Below are 8,690 nucleotides of genomic sequence, written 5' to 3'. Positions count from 1 at the left end.
TGTTCCACTTTAGATATTTGTTTAAGATGAGATGTAACTCATTGAAATGTGTCATCATATTCGTCGTCAGAAAACAAGTATTATGCCATTATTTCAATGAGTTATCTTTTTTTGTCGTGTACAAAGGAAAAAACTATAACAGTAAGAGAAAATAATTTAATAAAAATGGTGTGCTTTTTTAATTTGGTGTGTTGTAACTAAATTTTCATATATATTTAACTAGACATTAATTATTCAATTCAAAAACTTTTCTTTAATCTGGCTTGGAGAATGGAATTGCTTGTTACCCGTTATAAGCCTTGGATCATGATCATACTACTGGTTTTGCTCGTCAGTTTTGCTATATATCGCTGGTGGCAAGGACCATTGTTACCTAGTTATGAAGTCGTATCTAGTCCATTGATTCAGACAGTTGTTGCTTCAGGACGGGTAGAGAAAGTATCTCGGACTCAGATTGGTAGTGAAATTACAGGGGTTGTTCTTGAGCGCTTGGTTCAAGAGGGAGATCGGGTCTCTCGAGGGGATGTTCTTTTAGTACTGAAATCTGATGAAATTTCAGCGCAGGTGCGGCAGGCAGAAGCTGAATTAAAGGAACTCGCAACCACTAGACGTCCGCAAGCAGAATTCGATTTAGCGAATGCCAAAGTGCAATTAGAACAGGCTCAAAGAGAGGCGGTACGCAGACGAAATACCGAATTAGGAATATTATCAGCAGAGGAAAGGGAGAAATCGATAGAGGCAGAAAAACTCGCCCGTAATAATTTGGAATCAGCTCGATTAAAAGTTGCTTCACTTGCCCCAGATAAAGTTGAAGAGACAAAATTACGTGAACAACTCGCTGCATTACAAGCGCAACTCGCCAAGACCAAAATTCGCGCAGAAGTTTCAGGTATTATTTTAACCCGTAATGTTGAGCCAGGGGATTTGGTGCAACCGAGTCAGACTCTGTTCACTATTGCACTGGATGGTGCGACTGAAATACGAGTGCCATTTGATGAGCGAAATTTACCACTGCTGGCTTTACAACAAAAAGCATCAGTGATTACGGATGCCTATCCAGATCAACCTTTTCCTGCCCATATTAATTTTATTGCCCCAAGTATTGATGCTCAACGTGGCACAGTAGACGTTCGATTAACAGTTGATCCAGTCCCTGATTTTTTGCGTCAAGACATGACGGTATCGGTAAATGTTGAAACCAACCAGCGCGAGCGAACCATGGTCATTCCAAATGATGCTTTAAGCAGTATAAGTGGCAACAAGGCTATGGTTATTTTAGTAAGAGATAGAAAAATTCAACGTCATCCTATCACACTGGGTTTACGTGGTTTGGTCATGTCGGAAGTTGTAGCTGGATTGAAAGAAGGTGATCACGTCCTTACCGATGCAGAATCAGTGCTTAAAGATGGAACTCGTGTCCGAATAGAGCAAACTAAACGTGTCTTGCAGAATCAAACGCATCCGACAAATAGCAAAAATGAATTACCGGTGAAATTCGATTGAAAAACTTTTTTGGGCGACTTTGGGCAGAGTGGACCATCGCAATCAGTTTTTTGCGAGAGGGTCGCACACAGTCGATGATGATTACCATTGGCGTCGCGGTGGGGGTAGCGGTCATTGTGTTCATTAGCGCCTTAATTCAGGGCTTACAATCGAATATTGTAGAAAGGACTTTAGGGACGCAGGCGCATATTCGTTTGCTTTCACCAGATGAGGTGAATCACATTGTGCCACCAGCAGCAGGAACACTTCAGTTGTTACAAGAAGATCAGCGTGCGCAACGCTTACGCTCTATTAATAATTGGCAGCAGATTACTGAGACTTTAGATCAGTTGCCAGTGTTGACGGCGGTTTCTCCTGTGGTCTCTGGTCCTGCATTTGTACAGCGCGGAGATGCGATTCAATCAGTTGCTTTAGTTGGTATCAATCTTGAACGTTATCAACAGATTATTCCGTTAAAGCAATATATGGTGAGTGGTGAATTACGGGTCAGTGCAGATAATGTATTAATTGGGCGTCAATTGGCCAAAGATTTGGGTGTGCAAGTCGGGAGCAAATTAAGGTTAGATACTGGGCAACAGAAAAATGCGGTGGTGAATATCTCTGGAATATTTGAACTGGGCGTGCGTGAATTGGATGCGCGCTATGTTTATCTGGATTTGAAACAGGCGCAATCTTTACTTAATTTGCCGGGTGGGGTGACCGTGATTGATCTGACGATTCAGGATATTTTTAAGGCGGATCAAATTGCCTCGCAAGTCGGACGCCTGACAGGATTAAAAGCAGAAAGCTGGATTGAAACCAATGCTCAATTAATGAATGCGATTACCGCTCAGAGCCTTTCGACCAACATGATTATTGTTTTTGTGGGGATTTCAGTCGCTTTTGGTATTGCCAGTGTGATGTCGGTGAGTGTGGTGCAACGGACTCGGGAAATCGGTATTTTACGTGCGACTGGGGCGACACAAGCGCAAATTTTAAGAGTTTTCTTATTTCAGGGAGCAATTTTTGGTCTGCTTGGTTCCATGCTTGGTAGTGTAGTCAGCTATGGTTTGATCTGGGGATTTAATCAGTTTGGTCCTGGTTTGTTTTATATTTCGATTTCAATCAAGCTTATCTTGTCGGCATTATTCTTAGCGACTTTGACAGGGGTTTTGGCTGCTGCAATACCATCCCGTCGGGCGGCTGCACTCGATCCTGTGGAGGCAATTCGTCATGTTTGATCCATCTCAGGAAGTACTGCGTTTAGAAGCATTACGAAAGTCCTACAATGTTGGGCAACCTAATGAAGTGGAGGTATTACATGGGATTGATCTGTGTATTCAACGTAATGACTTTGCTGCATTAATTGGTCCTTCTGGTTCAGGCAAAAGTACTTTACTGAATATTCTTGGCTTATTAGATCAGCCTAGTCGTGGTGAGTTGTACTTGTTGGGTCAGGCGACAAGCCGTATGGATGATACGGCTCGGACAGCGTTACGTGGCAATAGTATAGGTTTTGTGTTTCAGTTCCATCATCTTATACAGGCCTTTACTGCCTTAAATAATGTACTCATGCCATTAATGCTGAAGCAAGGCAAGCCAGATCAATTTGCGTTGCAATATGCCCATGAATTATTGGCCGCTGTAGGGTTAGATAAGTTCGCTGACCGTAAACCCAATGAGCTTTCTGGAGGGCAGCAGCAACGCGTAGCGATTGCACGTGCACTGATTACTCAGCCTGCACTATTGTTGGCCGATGAACCGACAGGTAATCTGGATACTCAAACTGCTGCGGAAATGTTTGAATTATTTCGTAAAGTACATCGCGAACATGACTGTGCAGTCTTATTGGTGACTCATGATCCTAGATTATCGGCGACCTGTGATCGAACCATTAATTTGGTGGATGGGAGAATTCAGAGTGATTCCAAACACGAGATGGAATGAGCCGGAATGTAGATCACTCTTCTGGTAAAAGCAGTTCAAAACATTGAGTAGACCTCAAAATTCTAGCACGATATAAGAACAAACTTGTAAATCGATAAATTATAACCCTGTGTAATTTGAATAAAATATTTTTCAGATTTAGTTCACTAAATCTAATCTAGAGAAAAAATGAGTACAAGATTTTTCCATATTAAGAGTATTAAAAAAACAAAGGTTTACTGCTTCTGATCATTTCTTTTTGGCTGTACTAAGCGGATTAATTCGCACAATACAGCTCGTACAGCTTTTGCATCAAACTTAAGACCTTGGGATCACTCAGACGATAGAAAATCTGTTTACCCTCACGTCGTGTGCTGACCATGTCAGCCTTACGTAGGACAGTCAGTTGTTGTGAAAGTGTAGGTTGATGAATGTCAGTGGATTCTTCAATTTCCTGAACATTCATTTCCCCATCCACCAGGACACATAAGATTTTCAGGCGATCAGGATTGGCCAAAACTTTCAGGCATTGGCTGACGAAATCGACTTGAGAAAAATCAATTTTGGCATTTTCAGCAATCATATCCATAAATGTCCTCACAACTTTTGATGTAGCCCGTGCAGTTTACATAATTTACCATAAAACTGCTTGATTAATATTTTTCATTATATAATATAAAAAAGTATATTATGTAGGGATTAATTCATCATGCATGACTTCCTCATCGCATTTATTGGCGGCTTAATGCTCGGGCTTTCCGTGGTTGGCTATCTTTACGTCAATGGCCGTATTGCAGGAATCAGTGGTTTGATTGGGCAAGTATTAAACTCAAAAACCATGTTTAAAACACCTGCAATCTGGTTTTTATCAGGCTTGATTCTCACACCGTTTATTTATGGTCTGTTTGTACAACCTGAAATCGAATTGAATGCCAGCCCACTGATGATGATTGTGGCAGGTCTACTGGTGGGTTTTGGGACACGTCTGGGTTCGGGTTGTACCAGTGGTCATGGAATTTGTGGCATCAGTCGCCTGTCTAAGCGTTCTATCATCGCGACCATGACTTTTATGTTTACAGGTTTTGTCACCGTTTATACTATCCGTCATATCACAGGAGCATTCTAAAATGAAAAATGTGTTTGCCTTTTTATTTGGTGCACTGTTCTCTGTGGGGCTGATGGTATCAGGCATGTCTAATCCGGAAAAAGTACTCGATTTCTTGGATCTGTTTGGTGACTGGGATGCTAGTCTGGCCTTTGTCATGATGGGCGCGATTGCGGTGGCCTTTATTCCTTTCCAGAAAGTATTACGTACGGCACAACCGAAAACAGTATTTAATGAACCTATTGATTTACCTAAAAATAATCAGATAGATAAGAAGCTGATCACGGGTGCGGTTTTATTTGGTGCAGGTTGGGGCATTGCCGGCATCTGTCCGGCACCAAGTTTTACCTTGATCGGTTTGAGCCACTATCAAGTGCTCTATTTTATTGTAGCAATGCTGGTGGGTGTATGGATTCACCGTAAATGGTCAGGAGCTTAACGATGTCAAACTTACCTATAGTAAAAGATTTTTTTCACGAAGATACCAATACCTTCAGTTATGTTGTACGTGATCCTGCGACCAAAGCCTGCGCCATTATTGATAGCGTTCTGGATTATGATCCGGCATCAGCAAGTACATCAACTATTCATGCCGATAAAATTATTGCCTATATTAAAGAGCAGGGTTTAACGGTTGAGTGGATTCTCGAAACCCATGTACATGCTGATCATCTGACTGCTGCACAATATCTCAAAGCTGAGTTAAGTGGCAAAATTGCCATGAGCCAGAAAATTGGCATTGTACAGGAAACCTTTGGTGCGATTTATCATCTGGATATTAAACAATGGAATGCCCAGCAGCTCTTTGATTATTTATTTGAAGATCATGAGTCGTTCCAAATCGGAACATTGAATGCCTATAACATTCCAACACCGGGACATACGCCTGCTTGCCTGAGTTATGTCATCGGTGATGCCGTGTTTGTGGGTGATACCTTATTCATGCCAGATTATGGAACAGCGCGCTGTGATTTCCCGAAGGGAAGCGCATCAATCCTTTTTGATTCAATACAAAGTTTGTATCAACTGCCTGAGAAAACACGTGTATTTCTCTGCCATGATTATTTGCCAGAAAAGCGCGATACCTATATGTGTGAAACGGATATTCAGACTCAAAAAAATCAGAATATCCATATTCACGACGGCACGACCAAAGATGATTTTGTTGAAATGCGTAATAAGCGCGATGCGGGTTTAAGTATGCCCAAACTGATTTTACCTTCGATACAGATCAATATGAAAGCAGGACAATTCCCTGAACCCGAAGAGAATGGTGTTTCTTATTTAAAACTTCCACTGAATTACTTCAAATAGGCAAATTTTAAGATTAAACAACAAGTTTTGTTTAATTGGTTTGGTAATAGAGGGGGGGCAGTAGCGATGTGGATGCTAATACTTGAAGGACTGGCCATCGGTGGTTTGCTTGGGTTAACCGGTGCTGGTGGTGGCATTCTGGCCGTACCCGCACTGATGGCAAGTCAAGGATGGACGGTCGCACAAGCTGCACCTGTTGGCTTGCTTGCAGTCACTTTATCTGCCTTGGTTGGAACATTTGAAGGCTTATTTAAGAAGATAGTACGCTATCGGGCTGCGCTTTGGATTGCACTGATTAGCATTCCTTCAGCACGTTATGGTGTGCATCTGGGAGGAATAATTTCTCCTGTATGGCTTACCTTAGCATTCAGTTTAGTCATGCTCGTGGTTGCTTACCGGATTTTTTTTAAAAAAGTGAATGACCATACAGGTGTGCTGTGTAAAGTTAACCAAACAACTGGTCGTCTGATTTGGAACATGAAAACTGCATTGTCTCTCGGTGCCATTGGTGTCGTGGCAGGTTTATTGACTGGTTTGCTTGGGGTAGGTGGGGGATTCGTGATTGTTCCAGCACTGAGTAAAGTAACTGATCTTGATATGCGCAGTATTGTTGCGACCTCGTTGATGATTATTTTCCTGATAGGTGGTGTCAGCATTTCAGCTCATATTTTAGATGGTTTTCAATACCCCGTTTCGGTCACGCTGACTTTCGTTTTAGCTTGCATGGCTGGGATGTTGATTGGTCGAAGTTTGATGCCTTTAGTTAAGAATAGTCAAATCCAAAAGGTTTTTGCCATAACTGTCATAAGCGTAGCATTTTATTTAATTTCTACAGTCATCATAACTTAATACAAGCAAGAGATTAGAGCCAAATTTAAAAACTGCATTTTAAAGACATGAATATTTAATCAGAGACCAGATTTCTAAAGATCGGAAGAGGTAAAGAGTAATGAAAACAGCAGAACAATTAATTTCAATGGCAAAAAACCGAATTCAAGAAGTGACGGTCGCAGACTTACTTGAAGCCATGAAAAACCATAAAACCATTCTGATTGATGTTCGGGAACCAGATGAATTTCAGGCTGCAGCGATAGACCGAGCCGTGAATTATCCTCGTGGTGTTTTAGAAATGAGAATTCACCAGCATCCTGTGGCGAGCCATCATTGCGATACCTTGCAAGCACTAGAACATCTTAAAGATCAGCCGATTTATTTGATTTGTGGGACGGGTGGCCGATCAGCTCTGGCTACAGATACTTTACAGAATATGGGATTTACTCAGGTGAAATCTGTTCAGGGTGGATTCCAAGCATGGCTAGAGCAGGGTTATCCAGTAGAGAAATAACTAGATTTCTATTTTAAGTCTAACTTAAGTTTATGGACATTCAAGTGAGAAAATCATGAAGTACAAAGAATTAACTCAAAATATTTCAGGCAGTTTAAAGACATTAGCGCAGGATTCTCCTGATTTAATGAAAAGTTTTAATCAATTGTCACAAGTTGCAATGCGAGATGGTGTTATTGATCCTAAAACAAAAGAACTGATTGCCTTAGCGATTGGTGTTGCAGCACGATGTGATGGATGTATCGGTTTTCATGTCAGAACCCTAGTCAAAATGGGAATGACATTGCAAGAATTAGAGGAAGTGCTTGGTGTTGCAGTTTATATGGGGGGCGGTCCTTCATTGATGTATGCCGCTAATGCATTGGAAGCATTTAAAGAATTCACAGCTTAATTTTTTCAATCATTGGGAAAAGATATGAATCAGCATTGGGATAATCTTTATTCGCAAACACAGGATCTGTATGGCATTTCGCCCAATCATTTTATTCAACAGATAGCAGATCAGATTCCAATTGTGGGAAAAACTCTTGCTATAGCAGAGGGTGAGGGGAGGAATATCCTTTATTTGGCTAATAAAGCGAAACAGCAAAATGATTCATTTTCAGCAGAAATATGGGATTACTCAAAAGTTGCTATGCAACACTTATCTACAAAAGCCCAGCAAGCTGGTTTTGAATTCACACTTAGAAATATTGATCTCAATGATGTCGAATGGCCAAGAGAGTGTTATCAAAATGTGATGTGTGTGTATGGGCATTTTGATGAAAATACTCAATTCAATGTTCTCACTGGGATACGTCAAGCATTGACAAACAATGGCTGGTTTATTGGAGAGATTTATTCTAAAGAGCAGATTGATTATCAAACCGGTGGTCCGAAAGATATTAACTATTTGTACGATCCAATGTCGTTTCTTTCAGTATTTAAAAATGATCATCTTTATCATTTTTATGTGGGAGAACAAGAACGTCATGAAGGCAAGTTACATAACGGAAAATGTCATGTAGTTCAATTTGCAATTCAAGTGCAGAAATAGGGTCTAAAACGTTTCAAGCACGAGTATGGCTCACATGCTCATTTTATAAAAAAGAGAGGTTTATGATGTCAACACGTTTTAATAATAAAGTGGCTTTAGTTACAGGTGCAGGTTCGGGTATTGGGCGAAGTACAGCGCTGCTTCTTGCTCAACAAGGGGCAAAAGTTGTTGTTTCAGATATTAATCTTGATGCGGCTGAGAAAGTTGCAGCTGAAATTATAGCTGCTAGCGGCTTTGTTGCACAAACCTATCTGTAAAGGCTTTTTCAGCGATATAATTTTCAAATGAAGAAGCCTACACACAAAATCTATCGCACAACCAATTGGCCCGCATATAACCGAGCACTCATGAGTCTCGGAAATATTGCCATTTGGTTTGATCCTGCTACGCAATGGTATGCTCCATCAAAAGGCAAACAAGGGCGAAATCAAACCTACTCCGACGCAGCTATCCAATGCTGCTTAATGATTAAATCCTTATTC

At 41.0% G+C, this 8,690-nt stretch carries 12 protein-coding genes and 1 pseudogene; 12 read left to right on the top strand and 1 reads right to left on the bottom strand.

Annotation, left to right across the window (positions count from 1 at the left end):
- The first annotated feature begins 276 nt into the window (after window positions 1-276).
- From FTT98_RS16500 to FTT98_RS16490, 3 genes are read left to right on the top strand one after another with little or no spacing between them, the layout of a single operon-like run.
- Entirely contained in the window at window positions 277-1,503 is a 1,227-nt protein-coding gene (locus tag FTT98_RS16500) for an efflux RND transporter periplasmic adaptor subunit (RefSeq protein WP_180042137.1), read from the top strand.
- Window positions 1,500-2,723 carry an ABC transporter permease gene (locus tag FTT98_RS16495; RefSeq protein ID WP_180042125.1) on the top strand — a complete coding sequence of 408 codons (1,224 nt, stop codon included), beginning with the start codon at window positions 1,500-1,502 and terminating at the stop codon, window positions 2,721-2,723. Before FTT98_RS16500 ends, FTT98_RS16495 begins: the two co-directional genes overlap by 4 nt.
- Window positions 2,716-3,429 carry an ABC transporter ATP-binding protein gene (locus FTT98_RS16490; protein WP_180042127.1) on the top strand — a complete coding sequence of 238 codons (714 nt, stop codon included), beginning with the start codon at window positions 2,716-2,718 and terminating at the stop codon, window positions 3,427-3,429. The genes FTT98_RS16495 and FTT98_RS16490 overlap by 8 nt, the downstream gene beginning before the upstream one ends.
- A 256-nt stretch (window positions 3,430-3,685) precedes the next feature.
- Here FTT98_RS16490 and FTT98_RS16485 read toward each other — a convergent pair whose 3' ends face one another.
- Entirely contained in the window at window positions 3,686-3,997 is a 312-nt protein-coding gene (locus FTT98_RS16485; protein ID WP_004984482.1) for a metalloregulator ArsR/SmtB family transcription factor, read from the bottom strand.
- Window positions 3,998-4,117: 120 nt separating this feature from the next.
- Between FTT98_RS16485 and FTT98_RS16480 the strand changes: the two genes are divergently transcribed.
- The 9 genes and pseudogenes from FTT98_RS16480 to FTT98_RS16440 form a co-directional block, all read left to right on the top strand.
- The gene (locus FTT98_RS16480) at window positions 4,118-4,534 is read left to right on the top strand and encodes a YeeE/YedE family protein (protein WP_180042129.1); all 417 of its coding nucleotides are present in this window, start codon (window positions 4,118-4,120) and stop codon (window positions 4,532-4,534) included.
- Between the two features lies 1 nt (window position 4,535).
- On the top strand, window positions 4,536-4,952 hold the full coding sequence (locus FTT98_RS16475) for a DUF6691 family protein (protein ID WP_180042131.1): 417 nt from the start codon (window positions 4,536-4,538) through the stop codon (window positions 4,950-4,952).
- Window positions 4,953-4,954: 2 nt separating this feature from the next.
- On the top strand, window positions 4,955-5,827 hold the full coding sequence (locus FTT98_RS16470) for an MBL fold metallo-hydrolase (protein WP_106986399.1): 873 nt from the start codon (window positions 4,955-4,957) through the stop codon (window positions 5,825-5,827).
- 66 nt (window positions 5,828-5,893) lie between these two features.
- Entirely contained in the window at window positions 5,894-6,676 is a 783-nt protein-coding gene (locus FTT98_RS16465) for a sulfite exporter TauE/SafE family protein (RefSeq protein WP_017395158.1), read from the top strand.
- Between the two features lie 100 nt (window positions 6,677-6,776).
- Entirely contained in the window at window positions 6,777-7,172 is a 396-nt protein-coding gene (locus FTT98_RS16460; RefSeq protein ID WP_004859470.1) for a rhodanese-like domain-containing protein, read from the top strand.
- Window positions 7,173-7,227: 55 nt separating this feature from the next.
- A complete protein-coding gene (locus FTT98_RS16455; protein ID WP_004988488.1) occupies window positions 7,228-7,563 on the top strand; it encodes a carboxymuconolactone decarboxylase family protein in 336 nt (111 codons plus the stop codon).
- A 24-nt stretch (window positions 7,564-7,587) separates the two neighbouring features.
- On the top strand, window positions 7,588-8,208 hold the full coding sequence (locus tag FTT98_RS16450) for a methyltransferase domain-containing protein (RefSeq protein ID WP_180042133.1): 621 nt from the start codon (window positions 7,588-7,590) through the stop codon (window positions 8,206-8,208).
- 65 nt (window positions 8,209-8,273) lie between these two features.
- Window positions 8,274-8,441: pseudogene (locus FTT98_RS16445) on the top strand (SDR family NAD(P)-dependent oxidoreductase); the annotation flags it as partial.
- Between the two features lie 51 nt (window positions 8,442-8,492).
- Window positions 8,493-8,690: transposase (locus FTT98_RS16440; protein WP_180042135.1), on the top strand; the 198-nt coding region annotated here is incomplete at its 3' end.

The organism is Acinetobacter sp. YH12039 (genome assembly GCF_013420015.1).
Classification (GTDB): Bacteria; Pseudomonadota; Gammaproteobacteria; order Pseudomonadales; family Moraxellaceae; genus Acinetobacter; species Acinetobacter amyesii.
This window is presented reverse-complemented; position numbering and strand designations above follow the sequence as displayed.